This is a genomic window from Paenibacillus woosongensis (assembly GCF_009725165.1).
GTDB lineage: Bacteria > Bacillota > Bacilli > Paenibacillales > Paenibacillaceae > Fontibacillus > Fontibacillus woosongensis.
The window spans coordinates 145,144-165,006 of sequence record NZ_WNZW01000007.1 but is presented as its reverse complement, the minus strand read 5'-3'; the positions used below and the strand labels follow the sequence as shown (position 1 = coordinate 165,006).

General features: G+C 46.4%; 14 protein-coding genes. 13 read left to right on the top strand and 1 reads right to left on the bottom strand.

Annotated elements, in window-relative coordinates:
* Positions 1-155 precede the first annotated feature (155 nt).
* From GNP95_RS17235 to bglS, 10 genes are all read left to right on the top strand, one after another.
* On the top strand, positions 156-2,372 hold the full coding sequence (locus tag GNP95_RS17235; protein ID WP_155612099.1) for a helix-turn-helix domain-containing protein: 2,217 nt from the start codon (positions 156-158) through the stop codon (positions 2,370-2,372).
* A gap of 36 nt (positions 2,373-2,408) precedes the next feature.
* Positions 2,409-4,001 (top strand): extracellular solute-binding protein, encoded by a 1,593-nt coding sequence (locus tag GNP95_RS17230; protein ID WP_155612098.1) that lies wholly within the window; start codon positions 2,409-2,411, stop codon positions 3,999-4,001.
* Positions 4,002-4,253: 252 nt separating this feature from the next.
* A complete protein-coding gene (locus GNP95_RS17225) occupies positions 4,254-5,201 on the top strand; it encodes an ABC transporter permease (protein ID WP_155612097.1) in 948 nt (315 codons plus the stop codon).
* Between the two features lie 13 nt (positions 5,202-5,214).
* Complete coding sequence (locus GNP95_RS17220) at positions 5,215-6,087, top strand: carbohydrate ABC transporter permease (protein WP_330163481.1); 873 nt, start codon at positions 5,215-5,217, stop codon at positions 6,085-6,087.
* A gap of 105 nt (positions 6,088-6,192) precedes the next feature.
* On the top strand, positions 6,193-7,794 hold the full coding sequence (locus tag GNP95_RS17215; RefSeq protein WP_155612096.1) for an extracellular solute-binding protein: 1,602 nt from the start codon (positions 6,193-6,195) through the stop codon (positions 7,792-7,794).
* 69 nt (positions 7,795-7,863) lie between these two features.
* Complete coding sequence (locus GNP95_RS17210) at positions 7,864-9,015, top strand: Gfo/Idh/MocA family protein (protein ID WP_155612095.1); 1,152 nt, start codon at positions 7,864-7,866, stop codon at positions 9,013-9,015.
* Positions 9,016-9,037: 22 nt separating this feature from the next.
* Complete coding sequence (locus GNP95_RS17205) at positions 9,038-10,120, top strand: Gfo/Idh/MocA family protein (RefSeq protein WP_155612094.1); 1,083 nt, start codon at positions 9,038-9,040, stop codon at positions 10,118-10,120.
* Positions 10,121-10,298: 178 nt separating this feature from the next.
* A complete protein-coding gene (gene ant(6) / locus GNP95_RS17200) occupies positions 10,299-11,147 on the top strand; it encodes an aminoglycoside 6-adenylyltransferase (protein ID WP_155612093.1) in 849 nt (282 codons plus the stop codon).
* A 76-nt stretch (positions 11,148-11,223) separates the two neighbouring features.
* A complete protein-coding gene (locus GNP95_RS17195; protein ID WP_155612092.1) occupies positions 11,224-11,595 on the top strand; it encodes an MmcQ/YjbR family DNA-binding protein in 372 nt (123 codons plus the stop codon).
* A gap of 211 nt (positions 11,596-11,806) precedes the next feature.
* Positions 11,807-12,520 carry a beta-glucanase gene (bglS, locus tag GNP95_RS17190; protein WP_413773757.1) on the top strand — a complete coding sequence of 238 codons (714 nt, stop codon included), beginning with the start codon at positions 11,807-11,809 and terminating at the stop codon, positions 12,518-12,520.
* Between the two features lie 69 nt (positions 12,521-12,589).
* Here the strand turns inward: bglS and GNP95_RS17185 are convergent, their stop codons facing one another.
* A complete protein-coding gene (locus tag GNP95_RS17185; RefSeq protein WP_155612090.1) occupies positions 12,590-14,683 on the bottom strand; it encodes a methyl-accepting chemotaxis protein in 2,094 nt (697 codons plus the stop codon).
* A gap of 212 nt (positions 14,684-14,895) precedes the next feature.
* Between GNP95_RS17185 and GNP95_RS17180 the strand changes: the two genes are divergently transcribed.
* The 3 genes from GNP95_RS17180 to GNP95_RS17170 all read left to right on the top strand — a co-directional run bounded on the left by GNP95_RS17180 (position 14,896) and on the right by GNP95_RS17170 (position 19,842).
* Complete coding sequence (locus tag GNP95_RS17180; protein WP_196427219.1) at positions 14,896-16,596, top strand: sensor histidine kinase; 1,701 nt, start codon at positions 14,896-14,898, stop codon at positions 16,594-16,596.
* Entirely contained in the window at positions 16,574-18,181 is a 1,608-nt protein-coding gene (locus tag GNP95_RS17175; protein WP_155612088.1) for a response regulator transcription factor, read from the top strand. The genes GNP95_RS17180 and GNP95_RS17175 overlap by 23 nt, the downstream gene beginning before the upstream one ends.
* Positions 18,182-18,450: 269 nt before the next feature.
* On the top strand, positions 18,451-19,842 hold the full coding sequence (locus tag GNP95_RS17170) for a sugar ABC transporter substrate-binding protein (protein WP_155612087.1): 1,392 nt from the start codon (positions 18,451-18,453) through the stop codon (positions 19,840-19,842).
* Positions 19,843-19,863 lie beyond the last annotated feature (21 nt).

The following is a 19,863-nucleotide window of genomic DNA, read 5'->3' as shown; positions in this document are numbered from 1 at the left end:
GTCCGATACTCTTTAAATTTTGCAGGTTAAACAGGCCTCCATGTCGAATATAAGGTCCAGGCATAAAAAAGGGTAATGCTAAATAAAATGTGAATTAACAACATAGATAGTTTCCTCTTATAATCTATGAAACTGCTTTTGGGGAGATTAGCTCTATGAAAATGAACTGGTATTATCGAACGATTCTTTCATATGCTCCTATTCTCTTCGTCATCATATCCTCGATGATCTTTATTATTTTCCTTGTATTGAATAATGCCTCCGAGAAGAAGTACAAGGAGACAAACAACGCGATCTTGGATCGTATGGTCTTTAATCTGGATGCCAATTTGATGTTAATTGAACGCAATGTAGTCAGCAAATTGTTAATGGATAACGATATTCAGGAGTATTTTTCTGATCGGCCCAAGCATGCCGTTGACGATTTCATGCTGCAGAAGAAAATTATCGAATTAAGTCTAGCCCTGCCTTTTTCCAATACGATCTATATGTACAATGAGAACGAGCAGCGGGTTATTTCGGATCTTGGCTCGTATGCGCTGGACTCTTTTGGCGACCGTGAATTTTTAATGTTTAACTATGACAAGAAAGAGTCGACGGACTGGCATGACCCGCGCTTATTTGCCTATGCGGCTTTTGACGAGGACAAGCAGAAGGTTGTCTCGCTTGTGAAGTTCGCCTATACGGGGGATGAAGTGCGTGGTGCCTTTGTCGTAAATGTATACCAGCGGTCTTTTATGGATTATCTCAATTCGCTAAATGAAAGCGATTCCAATTCAGTACTGCTATTAGAAGGCGACGATACCGCTCCATCGGCTTCGGACACCGGGTCAGACATGATTATGGTTCAATCTGATTATACAGGCTGGAGGTTTATTTCTCAGGGCGCTTATGATAGCGGTTACAATATTTTGTCCCTCTTCTCCAGTGTATGGATGTTTATTCTGGTCTTTATTATTTTACTGGCATTGGTCGGCTTTACCATCGTAACGCATATGCACTACAAGCCGATTCATTCCATTATGGAAAAGGTAGGCCAGTTTTCGAACCGAAAAAGTGAGGAGCTTGGTATTAAGGGGGCGAATAATGAGTTCACTTTTATAGAAATGGCATTGGATCATCTGCTTCAAAGGTCTCTGGATTATGAGAATCTCCATAAGGAAGATTGTTTGCTGCGGCAGCAGCGTCTTTTTCGCGATTTGTTGGCGGGCCATCTCTTTTTAACGGACCAAGAATTCAAGCAGCAGCTTACGGATTTGAGCCTGCCTGATGCGTATGACCGGCTAGGGGTTATTGTTGTGGAAATTGATCATTATTCTAGCTTTACTGACAAATACAAGGTCAAGGATCAGCATTTGCTCAAATTTATTATCGAGAGCGCCTTTCGCGACCTAGGGCAAAACCATCATTCATTTGTTTGGGATGTCTGGATGGAACCGCATCGAATCGCTTTTGTCGTCCAGCATATTGCAGCCGATCCACGCAGCAGCAAAACGACGGCAGCTTACGCGGAGGAATTCCAAAAATGGATCAATCAGCACCTGGAGCTTACGATAACGATCGGGGTGGGGGCCGATTCTGATTCCATCGAAACCATCGCGGATTCTTACCGCAATGCACACGACAACGTTGGACTAAAAACGATTTTCGGAACGAATACGATTATTGATAATCGTAAGAGCGCCGGCAAATTGAGCCTGGACAATTACGTTTACCTGCAAGCTCTGGATCAGGCGGTTCAATCCTTCCGAATGAACGAGAGCGATTGGCGGGAGAAATTGACTCAGATCTTCACGGAATTAAGAAAGATGCGGTTTATGAAGCAGGACATGACTGGGCTTGTAAATATTTTTGCCAAGCGGATGGATCAGGCGGTTAATGCGTTATCTTCGAACATTCAAGAAATTTGGAAGCAGGATTTTCAGCATCGCTTTGCCCACCTGAACGAAACGGCAGAAACGCTGGATGAGTTCGAATATCAGTTCATGGGCATCATGGCGATGTTCGAGGCTTGTGTGGATGAGGACCGGCAGGCTAGAAGACATCACAGCATTGCGATGCAAGCCAAAGGTTATATTGACGCGCATTTTGCTGATCCGGATTTGTCCCTGGCCCGGGTAAGCGATATTTTCAAACTTCAACCAAGCGCTCTTAGCCTGCTATTTAAAGAGGAACTGGGCGAGAAATTCGTTGATTATGTGTTGAAGATCAGAATGCAGCAGGCCAAACGGCTATTAATAGAAACAGAGGATTCGATTCAATCGATCGCAGAACAAATCGGTTACCAGAATGTGAATTCATTTTATCGGGCTTTCAAGAAGCTTCAAGACGTTCCCCCAGGGGAGTTTCGCAGTATGTACCGCACGATATAGAACACAGTTTTAGCAATCGAGGAGGAGGGGGTCTCCATGCCGCTTCTGCGGTCTTTAACTTCGATCATGGTGGTCACCGCCATCTTGTCATTTATGATGGGCTGTAACGGCCTTGCGGGCTCGAATAAATCAGGCCACGCGGAGGGTGCCAGCCGGAGCCTCGGGGCCGACGAATCCGCTCCGACTGATCGTTGGACAACGTTAAGAATCGAACTGTTCGAACGTAATAACAAACCCGTTGGAGCGAATTCGATTACGGATAATTATATTACGCAGTATATTCAAAAGCACTTTGGAGATCCGGCACGAATCAAGGTTGAATTCATTACGATACCCAGGGCTGAAGAAGTGGGGAGACTGCAAGTGCTTATGGCTGCCAATCAGGCCCCGGATATCGTGTTTACGTACGATCTTCCTACGGTCTATAACTTTGTCACTCAAGGTAAATTAACCGATCTTTCTCCTTTGCTGGATCAGTACGGCCAAGACCTGAAAACCGTCCTGGGGGAGGAAATTCTAAGCTATGGACGCATAAATGGAATGCAATTTGCGATTCCGGCCAAACGGGTGCTAACGGCCCGCAGCACGACCCTCATACGTGAAGATTGGCTCAAGGAAGCGGAATTGCCTCTGCCAGAAACGACAGAGCAGTTTTACCAAGCCTTAAAAGCGTTCAAGAAGATCAGGCTGGAGAAATACGGGGAAACTATTTATCCCTATGGACATATCGATTACTATCATATAGCGCCATTGCAATACTCGTTCTGGGATTGGGGGCGCATCACCGAGGAGGATTTATACGCCGATCCAGGATGGATAATGCCGGGGAACAAAGAGGCGTTCAAATTTCTAAACCAGCTGTATCATGAAGGTTTGATCGATCCTGATTTCCATCTCGACAGGTATGCCCAGCAATTCCAGAAGGACTTGGTGAACGGCCGCGTTGGCGCCGCTACACCTAATACAATAGAGCCTGTGTATATGGGGTATTTGGCCGAGTTGCAGAAAAACGATCCAAACGCGATACTGACTCCCATTGATCCCTTCACCAATGCGAATGGCAAAAAAACAAAGCCGATTTTGGAAAAGACGGGTATGTACATTATGGTCCCAAAAACGAGCCGTAACGCCGAGGCAGCGATCAAGTATTTGAATTGGATGGCGCAGCCAGAAAACTATATTACCCTTCAGAACGGGATTGAGGGGGTAACCTACGAAATGGAGAATGGATTGCCAGTTACACTGGAGAATGATGATGCGAACACCCTGCTATTTAATTACTTCGATTATTGCATTATTCTTAATGGTAAATATGTCAGCAGCACGGACGAACAGTTGAATCTGAAAGCCAATGCTTCGATTCCCAGCTTTGAAGACTTTGCGCTCCAGAGCGTGGAATATGGAATGAACGACGGAATTGCAACTCCGCGGATCCCAACCATCCTGCCGTCTGAAATCAAATACTCAGCTATCCTGAATGATAAGAATGATGAGATCTTTGTGAAAGTCCTTACGGCGAAACCCGAGGAATTCGATTCCGTTTATGACCAGGAAGTAGCAGAGTATATGATGATGGGGGGAAGGCAGGTTCAGGAAGAGAAACATCGGGCTTATCAGGATCATAAGTAGATCATAAATGAAGAAGCTGTCTTGGGGGATATGCATGACGCATGCATTCCTCTCAAGGGCTTCTTTTTTTGTATGCCTGAAATTTCGCAGCGGGGCTGCCATGACAAAAAATAGATAGGCATATAAAAAAGGTGAATGGGCCGCAAAAAAAAGGTGTGTGCCCCAAAATAATTGAGAATTTCGCAAGGGAAATTCCCTGTTGTATAGTTAGCTCCAAGCAAACAACAGACTTCAGCGGAAAGGATGACGCCTATGCAAACAGAGGTGCGCCGGTCGGGTACAGAACTTACCGTCAAACGACGGAGCGCGGTGACCGGGTTTAAACGGCAATGGCCGTTGTATCTCCTGATGGTATTGCCCATGACATTCTTTATTACGTTCAAGTACATCCCCATGCTGGGGGTCGTGGTCGCTTTTAAGGACTACAACATTTTTAAAGGCATATGGGCGAGCGAGTGGGTCGGACTAGACGTGTTTCGGGAGATCTTTGCGATGCCGCAGTTTTATAAAGCGCTTCGCAATACTCTAATGTTAAATGTGATTTCTTTGCTGACATTCCCGATTCCGATCATCTTGGCGCTTATGCTCAATGAGCTGCGCATCAACTGGTATAAGCGCTTGAGCCAAACTCTCTTGTATTTGCCTCACTTTATCTCCTGGGTCATTGTCGGCGGGATGGCTATTCAATTGCTGGCTACCCACACGGGCAGCGTGAATGAATTTATAAAGAGTCTTGGTGGACAGCCCATTCCGTTTCTCGAGAATACGATCATGTGGATCCTTACTTATACGGGAGCCGGAGTGTGGCATTATGCAGGCTGGGGAACGATTCTATATTTGGCAGCGCTTACAGGGATTAATAAGGAATTGTACGAAGCTGCAGAAGTGGACGGAGCCAGCCGAATGAGAAAGATTTGGCATATTGCGCTTCCCGGGATTAAACCGACTATCGTCGTGTTGTTCATTATCCAAATCGGGCGGATGGCGGACATCAGCTTTGAACAGCCTTATGCTTTGCAGAACGGGTATGTGATGGATGTAGCCCAGGTCATCAGTACTTATGTATACACGGTCGGCATCCAGTCCGCGCAATTTGCGCTTGCGGCTGCCGTTGGACTATTCCAGTCGGTCGTCGGGCTGGTCCTGCTGCTTACGGCTGAACTGATTTCCAGAAAAGTCAACAATCAAGGAATCTTCTAAGGGAGGGACGTACGTGATCAGGAATTCTTTTGAAAAAGTCATTGATATCGTCATCATCGTGCTTATCGGCATTTTTTCATTATTTTGCGTCGTGCCGATGATCCATATCTTTGCCTTATCCTTCAGCGGCAACAGGGCCATTATGTCGGGTGAAGTGTTCCTATGGCCCGTGGAATGGAACTTTCATTCCTATTCCGCGGTTTTCGGAGATGCATCCATGATGCGTTCTCTTGCGATTACGGTCATCCTGGTCGCCACATATACGGCGGTCGCTTTGGCAATGACCATCATGGCGGCCTACGCTTTAAGCCGCAGAAATTTTAAAGGCAGAAATATCATGTTTGGACTGATTATCGTCACGATGTTCTTTAATCCGGGTATTATCCCCAATTACTTGCTTGTGAAGGAACTGGGCCTGTTGAATTCACCTTTGTCGCTCATTCTGCCGCTGATGATCAACGCCTTTTTGTTGATTATTATGAGGACTTCCTTTAGCGGGATGCCCAATGAGCTGGAGGACTCGGCTTGGATTGACGGATGCGGTCATTTTCGATTCCTGCTCCGGATCGTCCTTCCGCTGCAGCTGCCGATTCTGGCAACCATTGGACTATATTCCGCCGTGGATCGATGGAATATGTTCCAGGATGCTTTGTTTTATATCAATGATAAAAATTTGTACCCGCTCCAGTTAAAACTTTATCAGATGGTGATCAATAGCCAAGTGAACGATGCTACGGCGCAGGAAGGCTTCAACGCGGCAACCCCGATTCCGCAAGGCATCCAGTCGGCTAGCATTATGTTTGCCACCTTGCCGATTTTACTGGTGTATCCTTGGCTGCAGAAGTATTTCATTTCCGGGATGCTTACAGGGGCCGTCAAGGGATAGCCCTGCTAAGGCCTGAATGAATTAAATAGCTGCTCTTCGGCAGAAGTCTAGCGACGGCTGCGCTGAAGGTCACTATATATAAACAATGAAAAGGGAGGCATTAGCATGCGAAAACCAAATCGCTCACCCCTGTTTGCTCTGCTGGCTTTGTTCATGAGTGTGACATTGGTGTTGGCAGGTTGCGGCAGCGGGGGAAATGGATCAAGCAAAGAAGGGAATGGCGGTAGTGCCGCCGATCCGTCCAAGGAAGCTAAAGGGGAACGGATTAAGCTCACCGTAGAACTGTTCGACAGAAACAATACGCCAGCTGGCGAGCCGCCAATTACGAAAAACTTCATGGCGCAGTACATCCAGAAAAATTTCGGCGACCCTAACAACATTGACGTAGAGTTTGTTACGGTTCCGCGGGCGGAAGAAGTGGATAAGCTGAACGTACTTATGGCATCGGGTTCCGCACCGGATATTGTATTCACGTATAACAAACCGACCGTACAAAACTATGTGAAAAGCGGCGGTCTGACCGATTTAGGCCCGCTCATTGATGAGCACGGACCCAACCTGAAGAAAGTATTGGGGCCTTCCCTGCCTTACGGCGTATTTGAAGGAAAACAATATGTCATCCCCGCGCTTCGCGTAATTCAGGCTCAAACGACGACTTTTATCCGCAAGGACTGGCTGGATCAATTAAATCTGCCGATCCCGCAAACGACGGAGGAATTTGTAAACACGATGCGTGCCTTTAAAGAGAAGGATCCGGGCAATACGGGAGGCAAAGTGATTCCTTACGGTTATATCGATGTGTTCCATATGATGCCTTTGGTGAATTCCTTCTGGAAGTGGGACGAAATTACCGACAAAGACTTGTATGCGGTTCCAAGATGGCTTCAGCCGGGCAGCAAGGAAGGCTACCAGCTGTTAAACCAGATGTACAATGAGGGACTAATCGATCCGGACTTCGCGCTCAGCGATGATTTCAGTCAAGCTTTCGCCCAGCAAGTCGTCAACAGCATTGCCGGCGCAGGTACGCCAAATACGAACGAACCGGTCTATAACGGCTACTATGCCAACTTGAAAGCGAATAATCCAGACGCTGTGCTTGAGGCCATCGATCCTTTCTCTACACCTGATGGGAAACATCCAAAGCCTGTCTATGAACCAAACGGCGCCTATATAATGGTTCCGGCTACGAGCAAAAATGCGGTTGCGGCGATCAAGTATCTGAATTGGATGGCGGATCCTGAAAATATTCTGGTGCTCCAAAACGGAGAGGAAGGCAAATCGTACGAGATGACTGCAGACGGACTGCCTGTCCTGCTGGATACGCCGGAAGCCCAAAACCTGCTGTACAACTACTATGATTACTGCATTATTCTCAACGGTAAATACATTTCAACGGAAGATCCGAACAAAAATATCGAAGCCAACGCCTTTGACGCCAATTTCAAAGATTTCACCGTCAATAGTATTCAAGCGGGCAATAATGACGGGTATACCTTGCCTCGGGTAGACATTCCGGTCGATGCCGAGATTAAATATGCCAAAATCCTGGAGGATTTCGAAAAGGAAATGCTGGCCAAGATTGTGACGGCTAAACCGGATCAATTCGATAAGGTCTACGAACAGAAAGTTGGAGAATACATGGCCATGGGCGGAACAGCTGTCATGGAAGGCAAAATGGCGGCATACGATGAGTTCTACAAACAGTAACTTATGAATTGGTCGGGCCTTTCGAGTGGGAGGCCCGATTTACACCTGAGCCTAAAGGAGTGGAATCTATTGTTAAATGTAGCCGTCATCGGGGCCGGCGCCATTTCCCCGGCGCATATCCAAGCGTATTTACAATTTCCGGAGCAATGCAAAATCGTGGCCATCTGTGACATTTACCCGGATAAGGCCAAGCAAAGAATAGAAGAGTTTAAACTGGAAGCGGCCGTGTACGCTGACTACAAGGAGCTCCTCCAGCGCAGCGACATCGATCTGGTGTCCGTGTGCACGCCTCCGTATACTCACGCGGATACGGCAATCGCCTTCTTGAATGCTGGCAAGCATGTCATCGTGGAGAAGCCAATGGCTTCCTCGCTGGAAGAATGCGATGCCATCAATGAGGCAGCGGAGCGAAGCGGTAAAATTTTATCTGTCGTGGCGCAAAACCGCTTTACTACGCCTATGATGAAGTTGAAGCATGTGCTGGACACGAAATTAATCGGCCCAATTGTACACGCACAGATCGATTCTTACTGGTGGAGGGGCCATTGTTATTACGATTTGTGGTGGAGGGGCACCTGGGAAAAGGAAGGAGGCGGCTGCACGTTAAATCATGCCGTGCATCACATCGATATTTTCCAATGGATGAACGGCATGCCTGCCGAAGTTACCGCGGTCATGAGCAATACATCGCACGACAATGCCGAAGTGGAGGATATCTCGATTGCGATAGCCCGTTATGATAACGGTGCGTTGGCTCAAATCACCAGCTCCGTGGTGCATCATGGCCAGGAGCAGCAGCTGATTTTCCAAGGAAAGCACGCGCGTGTATCTGCCCCCTGGAAAGTGGCGGCATCCCTCTCTAAATCGAACGGTTTTCCGGAGGAGGACAAGGCTTTGGAGGCTCAAATTCAGCAGGTCTACGATGAACAAGCCGATCTTCCCTATGAAGGCCATCGCGGACAGATCCTGGATGTCCTGAATGCTATCGAACAGAACACGCCTGTGCTGGCAGACGGTATTCAAGGCAGACGGACGCTGGAGCTCATCACGGCGATTTATCAATCCGCATGCACCGGACAGACGGTCAAGCTGCCGCTGGGACCGGATAGTCCTTTCTATTCGCGTCAGGGTATTCTGGAGAACGCAACCTATTTCTATGACAAGAAAACCAGTATCGAGAACTTTAGCGACAATACGATTACGTCGGGCGGCAATGCTTGAGAACCCGAAAGGAGCAGACACAATGACGAATAAGCAGGACGGCATGAATTATGCGCCAAAAGGAAAACCCAATCCCGTAGTTGGCAAGGGAGAGTTTCGGTTTGCAGCTATCGGCTTGGATCATGGACATATTTATGGGATGTGCAACGGCCTCATGGAGGCAGGGGCCGAACTCGTGGCGGTTTATGACCCGGACCCGGAGAAGGTGAAGCGGTTCGTAAATACTTTTCCCCAGGCGATAGCGGCACAGACCGAGGAGGAGATTCTAAACGATCCGCAAATCAAACTGATTGCCGGCGCCTGCATTCCATCTGAACGTGGTGCACTGGGGCTTAGAGCGTTGGAGCATGGCAAACATTATTTTGTTGATAAACCGGCCTTTACCACATTGGAGCAAGTAGATCAGGCACGTCTGAAAACGAAAGAGACCGGACTTAAATGGGGCATTTATTACGGCGAACGCCTGCATGTGGAAAGCGCTGTGTTTGCGGGCCAGCTGATTGAGGAGGGCGCCATTGGCCGTGTCGTTCAAGTGATCGGCACGGGACCGCATCGCGCCAATGTCAAGGCCCGGCCGGACTGGTTTTTTGATCCCGCCTATTACGGCGGCATTTTATGCGATATCGGTTCCCATCAAATCGAGCAATTTTTATCCTATACCGGCGCCAAGGACGCTAAAGTGCTGCACAGTAAAGTAGCCAATTACAATTTTAAGAATTATCCGAAGTTCGAGGATTTCGGCGATGCTGCGCTGGTCGCAGACAATGGAGCCACGTTCTATTTTCGCGTGGATTGGCTGACACCCGATGGATTAGGCACGTGGGGCGATGGAAGAACCTTTATATTAGGCACCGACGGGTATATTGAAATCCGAAAATACATCGATATCGCCCGGGAAGCATCCGGCAACCATTTGTATTTAGTCAACCATGAAGGCGAGCGTCACTTCGACTGTTCCGGCAAGGTGGGATACCCTTATTTCGGTGAGTTTATTTTGGATATTCTGAACGGAACGGAAAACGCGATGACGCAGGAGCATGCCTTTAAAGCCGCGGCTTTATGTATTGAAGCGCAAACGTCGGCTATAAAAATTGAAACGGCTTAATTTGTTTATACATTTACGCAGTATGGGACTGCAACTTTCAATCACGGGCTTTTCGCCTGTGATTTTTTTTTTGAAAAAGGTTATGCTTGGTTCCGTTACTTAGACTGCAAGGAGGAAGAGATTACAACGTCCAATTAGAAATGTATGATCATGACGGTTGGAACGGAGGATTACGGTATTGAGAAGTGAACATGAAATGATGAGTACTCTTATCGATTTCGCTAAAAATGATGATAGAATTCGATTGGTCACTTTGGAGGGGTCACGTACAAACAAAAATATACCCCCTGATACATTCCAAGATTATGACATCTCTTACTTTGTAACGGATATTAATTCTTTCAAGGAGAATGATCAGTGGCTTCAAATATTTGGGAATCCAGTTATAATGCAAAAACCCGAAGATATGGAGCTATTTCCGTCAGACTTAGGTAATTGGTTTTCATATATAATCCTATTTGAGGATGGAAATAAATTAGACTTAACACTTATACCAATGAATGAAATAGATGATTATTTTACCAATAGCGATGGTTTAGTTAAGGTGCTGCTTGATAAGGATAATCTGATCAAACACGAAGTGATCGCGAATGATCGCCAATATTGGATTAACAAGCCATCTGCTAGGGAATTCGATGATTGTTGTAATGAGTTCTGGATGGTTTCAACATATGTGGTAAAAGGATTAGCGAGAAAAGAAATACTATTCGCTATTGACCATTTAAACGAGATAGCAAGACCAAATTTATTGAGAATGATGGCTTGGAAAATCGGCTTAGAGCAAGGATACAACTTGAGTATGGGGAAGAACTATAAGTTTATAGAACGTTACCTCCCAAACGAAGATTGGGAAAAACTCCTTTCAACCTATTCTGAGAATGGTTATCAGGAAATGTGGAAGTCCTTATTAACTTGTTATGAGCTATTTAGAAAATACTCAAAAGCTGTGTCAGAAAATCTCGGGTATAAGTATCCAGACTACGATGAAGCTATTACTAAGTATACGGAGAGTAATTATCACTTGTAAATAGTCTCCTTTTTATACTATTAGGCATCAATATAACAATGTGCCAGTTAATATATCTCATATAAAGGGTGATACCATGTACGACCAACTTACCGCCTATTGTTTATCCAAAAAAGGAGCTGTCCAAGATTATCCGTTCGGTCCGGATCCGCTGGTCATGAAGGTAGGAGGCAAAATGTTTGCGCTGCTTACCGAGGTTGGCGATGACAAAGAGGTGCACATTTCGTTGAAATGCGACCCTGTGATTGCGGCAAATCTGAGGGAGCAGCATGAGTGTGTTCGCCCCGGATACCACCTGAACAAAACACATTGGAACACGGTCATTGCGGACGGCAGCCTTCCTAAGGAGGACTTGGAACAGATGATTGACCATTCCTATGAATTGGTGCTCGGCACGCTCACGAAGGCGGCCCGGGAGGCAGTGCTTCTGAGAATTGACGGAAAGTGAGGGGGGGGTGCCCAGCTGCCGATTTTGCCTGCTCCAGCTCTCTTAAAAAGTTTGAAAATTGCTGCTAAAGTTAATTTCTTGTTATGGAAATTTATGGCGAATAACAATAAGATTAGGTTGCATCATGACTTTATAAGCATTTTCCGGGGAAAGGAGGATTTTGGGGCCAAAAGAGGCAAGCAGGGAAAATATGAACCAAGAGGTGAGAAATGTGAAGAAGAAATGGTGGATTGCGCTTTGCTCTTCGCTTCTTCTGTTGACTTCATTGGCGATCACTGCAAAGGGCGCTACTGTGTTTTGGGAACCCATGACGTACTATAATTCACAGACCTGGGAAATGGCCAACGGGTATTCTAACGGCAACATGTTCAACTGTACCTGGCGGGCTAACAATGCAACGTTTACAAATGATGGAAAGCTGCGTCTCGCACTTACAAGCCCCTCCTATAATAAATTCGATTGTGCGGAGTATCGCAGCAAGTTCACAGCCGGATATGGGCTGTACGAGGTGAATATGAAGCCGGCAAAAAATGTGGGCATCGTTTCGTCCTTCTTTACTTACACGGGGCCAACCGACGGCACGCCATGGGATGAAATTGATATTGAGTTTTTAGGCAAGGATACGACAAAAGTTCAATTCAATTATTTTACTAACGGTGTTGGAGGGAATGAAAAGGTCATTGATTTGGGCTTCGACGCATCTCAAAGCTATCATACCTATGCCTTCGATTGGCAGCCTGACTCCATAACATGGTATGTTGACGGTGTTGCGAAGCATAGGGCAACTAAGAATATTCCGAAAACCCCTGGCAAAATAATGATGAATATTTGGAATGGCACTGGAGTAGACAGTTGGCTCGGGTCGTATAATGGAGCTAATCCGCTATACGCTTACTATGATTGGGTAAGATACACTAGTAATTAATCAGCAAACAATCCGGGCAGGGCACTCCTGTTCCGGATTGTTTATTATCTTTTCATAGTTTGAAGTGGCTTAACGAATGGCGCGCAATTCACTTGCTAACATACTCAAATTGTTGGACAACTGCGAGAGCTCATTGCTGACAGCCCTTTGATTGCTGCTTAGGGCAAGGACTTCTTGGCTGGCCGCGGAGGTTTCCTCGGAAATGGCGCTAACTGATTCTATAGCAGCGGATAAGCTATTTTGGGATTCCTCCAGCTGGGTTGCCGAAACTTGCACAGCCGACAATTGCTCCATGAAATGTGATACCTCTTGGTGTAATCTCTCAAAGATTTGCTTCGATTGGTGAGCCGATTCTGTTTGGCGGCTCAGCGTAGGATGGAGATCAGCCAGGGAGGCGACGGTATTCTCTGAATCCTGGCCGATATGGAAAAGCACCTGGCTCACCATGTTGAGAGAATTTTTTGATTGATCTGCCAGCCTCCGGATCTCCTCTGCAATCACCATAAATCCTTTGCCGGCCGCTCCAGCCTTGCTTGCCTCGATTGCAGCATTCAAAGATAGAATCGCAGTTTGCTTCGTAATATTGCTTAAAAACTCAATTATTTTTTCAATGCTGCCGGTTCCTTCACGGAGCTGAGCAGCCTGTTCAATTAAATGGTTCGTTCGGGTTTCAACTTCTCCGGTTTGCTCCAGCATATAAGACATATGTTCCTGGCCTTGATTACTTGCTTCTATCAAGTGATGACCGAGTCTTTCCAGATTTTCGTGGGATGATTTCAAGATGGTGATCCGCTCATTGTTCTGGACGGTAAGGCCGTTGCACATTTCCGCATCGTCGGCAGCCTTGATGGCTCCATGGGTAATCTGTGTCATCGCTGCCGATATATCATGGGAGGCGGATGAAGTGCTCTCGGATGAGCGAATCAGTTCTTCAGCAGTATGTAACACGGCATCTACAGACTGGTTTACTTGCTCTACCAGCAGAGTGATATGATTCATCATACGGTCAAAGCTTCGCTCTAGATCCCCAATTTGATCCATACGCTGCGTATTGGTTCGTATCCGCAGGTTTCCTTGTTCCCCCTCAGCCATGAGGGAACTGATTCGCTTCAGCGGCTTTCCGATGCTTCTCTGAACCATATACCCGATCAATACTGCACTGCAAGCAGCCAGGGCAATAGCGGCCCATTGAATTAAAATCTGCATATGGCGCATCTCGGCCAGCAGCTTGGACTTCGGGGCATAGCTCAACATAATCCAAGCGGATTCCGGCAGATAACTATAAACATACAGATAGTTGCCATGCTCGTCGCTGTTGCTGAACGATCCGGCTTGAATGCTCTCCACCGTGTTGTTAATCACCGGGAGGCTGCCTGTATATGGGGTTCCGATCAAGGAAGGATCCTCAGAGTATATAATCATCTGCTCCAAATCTACAATCAGGTTCTCTCCGGACGGTCCTATCTGGATGCCCTCCAGCGTTTCCGCCAGGCTATCCGTTGACAGTTCAACCACTAGAGCACCCAAGGGTTTCTTGGATAGCGGGCTTTTGAGCAGCTTGCCCATGGCGTAAATTTGTTCATTCTGGTACAGCGTGACATAAGGGGTGTTTTGCGGCTGCAGCCATACGATGTTCCCGTCTTCGCGCTGGATTTTTTTGTACCAGTTGTTTTCTTTCATTTTGCCCTTGTCCGTATCCAAAAAAATGGGGTCAAGCATTTTGCGATCGGCTGTAGTGATCAGCGGGTGTGTTCCTTCAGGAATGATAGATATAGATCGGATTGAAGAATTGACATTGAGCAGCGATTCAAGAATGCCCCGAATTTGCGAATTTTGCGAGTTCTCCTCGTAGGAGTCCTGTTCGGCTGCCTGATAATAGGTTGCGCGATTTACAAAGTCCTGGTTATTTTCAAGGCTGTGAGCCATATCTACAAAGCTGTCAAGCATTTGAGCTGTTTTTTTGCCCGCAATTTCCAGCGTCTGGGCGGACATTTCAGCCACTTTTTGCTCATATGCATTTTTAAATGAATAAAATGAGATGGAGGATATGGCCACGACGACGCAAATGACCGCCACGAGTACAGATATCGACAGCTTGATACTGACAGATTTGATACGGAAAAAGTGGGCAAGAGCCTTGATATGTACTTTTCTTTTCGTCATGTAAGTTCCTCCTCTGAGCTTAACCCATTGATTCAAGAATAAGGGGCTTCTAGGGAATGAACTATATCTGAAATTTAACTTAGCTGTACTTTTCTCAACTTGTTATCAGATGTTGTTTTTTCCTGATCGCCATCTACAACTCTGTACTAGTATAATGACTCTAGGTGATGATGATGGGATCGAAAAGGGGAAGAAAGAAGTTCAAGTTCACGTTGTCGTTAAAGTTTTCGATCGTACTGTTCGTGTTATTGAGCATTGCGGTCGCGCTAAACGGCCGCTCGTATAGAGTGAGCATCCATGTGATCGAAAGTGATATTCAAAACTCCTATTACGAACAATTGCAATTCTTTCTAGTTCAGTTGGATAACCAGGTAAATAATTTGGCCGCTAACTTGCTGCAGTTAGAGGAAGACTCCATTATGAAACAATACATAAACACGACAGCGCCTGAAGATCTGTTTGATTTTAATATGCTTCGATCCAATATGTATGAAAGAATTAAGCTGCAGAGTGTATCCTCCAACTGGCCTATGGAAATCAGCGTATTCTTAAAATCAAAAGAAGAGGTCATCTCTACCCGGCCGGACGTGGTTTATGAAGAGCTTGCTTCTATTCCGAAGGTGGATCTTAGCAAAGGGTTATGGAATTACGAACCAGGCCAGGGCAATAGCGAGAACTATTTTACTATGGTTCGATTAGCTCCTGGATATGCTATCATTGCCCGGTTTTCAGATACCTACATTCACGATATGATTAACAAATTCCAGCAAAATTCGAACCGGCACACCATGCTGTATCATCCGAAATTCGGCTTCATCGGGACTCCTCCTTCAGATTTGGGAGAATGGAAGGAGCAGCTGGACTGGAATTCATTGCAAGAGCCAGGCAACCGGATACTGAATTTCAAGGAGCATCGCCTGCTCCTCAATTACGCTCCAGTGGGGAGTCTGGATTGGGTTATGATCGATTTGGTGCCGCTTGAGAAAGTAGTTCTGCCAGTGAAGGAAAGCAGCCAATTTTTCATACTTGGAATAGTTGCGATGCTGGCGGTTGGCGTGATTATTACTGCTCTGATATACAGGCAGATACAGTACCCCATCAACGAGCTAGTCGTGAAGCTGCAGGATATCCGGTCGGGCAATTTTTCCTCCCGCTTGCAAGCCAAGCACCGGGATGAGTTTCAAGATGTTTTTTCCGGCTTTAATGACATGGCGGAGCGCATTCAGGAGCTCATTGAAAAGGTGTACGAGGAGAAGCTCCGATTAAAGGAAGCTGAACTGAAGCAGCTGCAATCGCAAATCAACCCCCACTTTTTGTACAATTGTCTGTTTTATATTAAAAATATGGCCAAATTGGGCGAGGATGAGCAAGTCGTAGCTATGGCACTCAATCTGGGAGAATACTACCGATATACGACCCGTCTTGAAAATCCGCTGACTACGGTTCGAGAGGAGGTCAACTTCTTAAAAAATTATCTGAACATTCATTGCTTCCGCAAACCGATGAGCTACGAGGTTCATATTTCCGAGGATCTTATGGAGATATCGATCCCCCGGCTGTTTATCCAGCCCTTAGTTGAAAACGCTATTATTCATGGCATCGAAAAAAGTGATCAAGAAGGGAAAATTCGAATCCAAGGTTTCTTCATATCAGGAGGATTTGTTATCACTGTCGAAGATTCTGGAGATGGTCTGGAGCCGGACAAGCTTGAGAAGCTTCGCGAAAAAATGAGCCTTCCACTTACCCCCGAAACAGGCTGCGGCTTGTGGAATACCTGTCAGAGAGTTATGAACCTGTATGCACCGGGTTCGGGGCTGGAATTCGATCGTTCCGGCTTGGGAGGGTTACGGGTATCGATCCGTTGCATGACTAAACAGCAGGAGGAACCAAATGTTAAGTTTGCTGATTGTTGATGATGAACCGACGATCGTGGACACACTGGCTTTCACGATCGATTGGGAGCAGCTCGAAATTATGACGGTGTACAAGGCATATTCTGCAAAAGATGCGTTGTTGATTCTGTCGGAGCATGCGGTTGATATTGTGATTGCAGACATTAATATGCCCCGAATGACAGGCATTGAACTAGTTGCAGAGATCTATCAGCAGTATCGGCACGTGAAAAGCGTGCTGCTCTCGGGCCACGCAGAGTTTGCCTATGCCAAGCAAGCTATCAAATATGGCGTTTCCGACTATTTGCTCAAGCCCGTTTCCGATGAGGATCTTATTGCTGTGATCAGCAGGCTTGTACACAAAATCAAGGAGGAATGGCAGGAGGTTGTCTCTCAAACACGTGTCGTCGATACGCTGAAGGAAAGCTTGCCAATCTTGAAGGATAAGCTTCTAAATGAGATGTTAATGGGCAGGGTGAAGGAAGATTCCTTGGTCTATCTTTTGGACTTGTATGAGCTACCATTTCATTTAGGAGATGAAATTTGCATTATGGTCATTCGAATGGAGGAAAGCCTGCCGGAGTTTAATGAGCGGGATTTTTACTTAGTCGAATATGCCATCATGAATATTGCTGTTGAGATGTTGGGAGATTCCCATGACTTATGGCCCTGTAAGGATGCCAATGGCCTCCTGGTTCTGCTTGTCCGGAACAAATCCGGCAGAGATGATAACGAAATGGTGGATGAACATAAGAAATTCGATTCGCTGGCGATGCAGCTTCAACGTAATATCGGATTGTACTTGAAACGGGTCGTCTCCATTATTGTTAGCAAGTGGGGGAGATTTCCCGAAGACATTAGCACGCTGTACAGTTATATTACGGAGCAAATCCGCAGCAGGCTGGCAAATGAGTCGGGCTGCTTCCTGTCTGGCCAGCTTCCCGAAGCAGCTTATGTACAACAGCCCTTGTATCGTTTGTACGAAACACCTACGCTGCAGCATCTGCTTGAAAACCGCAGGTGGGGCGAATATCGGGAGAAACTAGAGATGGTTATTGAAGATATGAAGCAAGCGGGGAACTTGTCGGAGGAGCATGTCCGGGAAGCTTATACGGTGGTGGTCGGTTCGTTTTATTATTATGCACACAAACATAATCGGCTGTTAAGCGATCTAGTCGGAAATACAGCAGTTCTGGATCGGTCTGTTTATTCTGTCCAGCAATTTTCGGAGTGGGCGTTGTACATGCTGGATAAGATTCAGCGCAGCGACCAGGCAGAGCAGAGAAGCTCAAGGGAAAAAATGACCTTAAAAATAAGAGAATACATCGACCGAAATTTGAGCACGGCATCCCTGCAAACGATAGCGGATGCGGTCTATCTCCATCCCGTGTATTTGTCCCGGCTATATAAAACTGAAACTGGAGAAGGAATAAGCGAATATATCCAAAAGCAGCGCATGCTGAAGGCGGTTGAAATGCTCAAAAACAACTCCCTGAAGATTTACGAAATTTCCGAGCATATGGGCTTCAAAAATGCTGCGTATTTCAGCAAATTATTTCGAGAAGAATATGGCATGACCCCAAATGAATTTCGAGAGCAATTATAATATATTATCGTATATGAGCTTCTCCGGTTGAAGGCAGTGATAGAATGCCTTTAATTCAGAGAAGCTCGTTTATTTTTTTGCATAATAATTGTTTCTTTATTAGTCATTCCATCCGTTGAAGGGAACCCCAGAAAAGGTGGTCAATAAAAACATAGTAATGTTTAAATCGAGTTATTTTGGTTCCCGCGGATTCTTTTTACAATGAAAATACGGCGCAGGCAACTGCGTACGCATCTAATTTAAATGAAAGAAAAACGGGGGGGACAACAATGAGTAAGAAACGGATCAGCCTAGTCCTTTTGACCATCATCGTCATGATGAGCATGATCTTATCGGCTTGCGGGGGAAGCAAAGGCAGCAGCAGCTCAGGAAATCAAACGGACAAGGATGCCAGCAATTCAATAACAGGCGCTCCGCAAGAAGACGTGACGCTGACCGCCTGGATTATGCCGAACAGTCCGAAGCCAGATAAAGATTTCATGACAGCCATGAAGCCTTATCTGGATCAGAATCCAAACGTTAAATTGAACGTCACGGTTCTCGACTGGGGTTCAGCATGGACGAAGATCACCACGGCTGCAACGAGCGGTCAAGGTCCTGACATTCTGCAATTGGGCACCACTTGGGTGCCTGCCATTGCGGCAATGAATGGGATCGAAGATTTGACGGACCGTGTTGAGGAATTGGGGGGACAAGCCAACTATCTTCCTGCCAGCTGGAAAACAACGATGATCGACGGGAACTCCGAGGTGTATGGTGTGCCGTGGTTTGTGGACGCCCGGGCTCTCTTCTATCGCAAGGATGCCCTTGATAAAGCGGGGTTAGATCCGGCAACTGCGTTTAAGGATTGGGATACCTTTAAGGAAACGTTGAGCAAATTGAATGGAATCGAGATCGAAGACCAGAAAATGACCGCCTTCGGCGTACCGGGCAAGAACGATTGGAACGTTCCGCACAATATTTTCCCATGGATTTGGGCTGCGGGCGGCAGCGTATTTAATGAAGACAATACAAAGGTAACGTTCAATGACAAAACCGCTCTAGAAGGAGTCATGTACTACACCGGCCTGGCCAATGAAGGACTGGTGGAGAAGGCTTCCCTCGAGAAGAACTCATCTCAGATCGAGAGCGACTTCTCGGACGGTAAAACGGCAGTCATGGTGAGCGGCGCCTGGATGATCAAAAACTTTGCAACTCCTGAGGAGGACGGCGGCGTAGGCGGGAAAACCGCAGCCCAAAATTACGGCGTAGCTGCGCTTCCAGCGGGTCCTGCAGGACCATCTACATTTATTGGCGGCAGCCACTTGACGATCTTTAAAGGCTCCAAGCACAAAGAAGCGGCTTGGGATATCATTAAGTACTTGTCCAGTGATGAAGCACAGCTGACTTATTCTCAATTATCCGGCCAGCTGCCGGGCAAAAGATCGGTGATGGAATCGCTGGCATCCGACCCGAATTATAAAGCATTGGTTGAGGCTACGAATTACGGGATGTCTTATCCTTCTATTCCTCAATGGGGACCTTGTGAGACAGCTCTTGTAAAATACTTCGGAAATATCTGGGACATTGTAGCGGGTGTTTCTGGAACTTACAATGAAGCATCGATCCAAAAGCAGCTCGATGATGCAGCTAATGAAGTCAGTGCTATCCTGAATCAGTAACAATCAAAATGTGCTATCAAG

Bases quoted from the DNA above. Each gene is read 5' to 3' on its own strand.
- GNP95_RS17235 (WP_155612099.1), top strand. From the start codon at position 156: ATGAAAATGAACTGGTATTATCGAACGATTCTTTCATATGCTCCTATT.
- GNP95_RS17230 (WP_155612098.1), top strand. From the start codon at position 2,409: ATGCCGCTTCTGCGGTCTTTAACTTCGATCATGGTGGTCACCGCCATC.
- GNP95_RS17225 (WP_155612097.1), top strand. From the start codon at position 4,254: ATGCAAACAGAGGTGCGCCGGTCGGGTACAGAACTTACCGTCAAACGA.
- GNP95_RS17215 (WP_155612096.1), top strand. From the start codon at position 6,193: ATGCGAAAACCAAATCGCTCACCCCTGTTTGCTCTGCTGGCTTTGTTC.
- GNP95_RS17205 (WP_155612094.1), top strand. From the start codon at position 9,038: ATGACGAATAAGCAGGACGGCATGAATTATGCGCCAAAAGGAAAACCC.
- GNP95_RS17195 (WP_155612092.1), top strand. From the start codon at position 11,224: ATGTACGACCAACTTACCGCCTATTGTTTATCCAAAAAAGGAGCTGTC.
- GNP95_RS17185 (WP_155612090.1), bottom strand. From the start codon at position 14,683: ATGACGAAAAGAAAAGTACATATCAAGGCTCTTGCCCACTTTTTCCGT.
- GNP95_RS17175 (WP_155612088.1), top strand. From the start codon at position 16,574: ATGTTAAGTTTGCTGATTGTTGATGATGAACCGACGATCGTGGACACA.
- GNP95_RS17170 (WP_155612087.1), top strand. From the start codon at position 18,451: ATGAGTAAGAAACGGATCAGCCTAGTCCTTTTGACCATCATCGTCATG.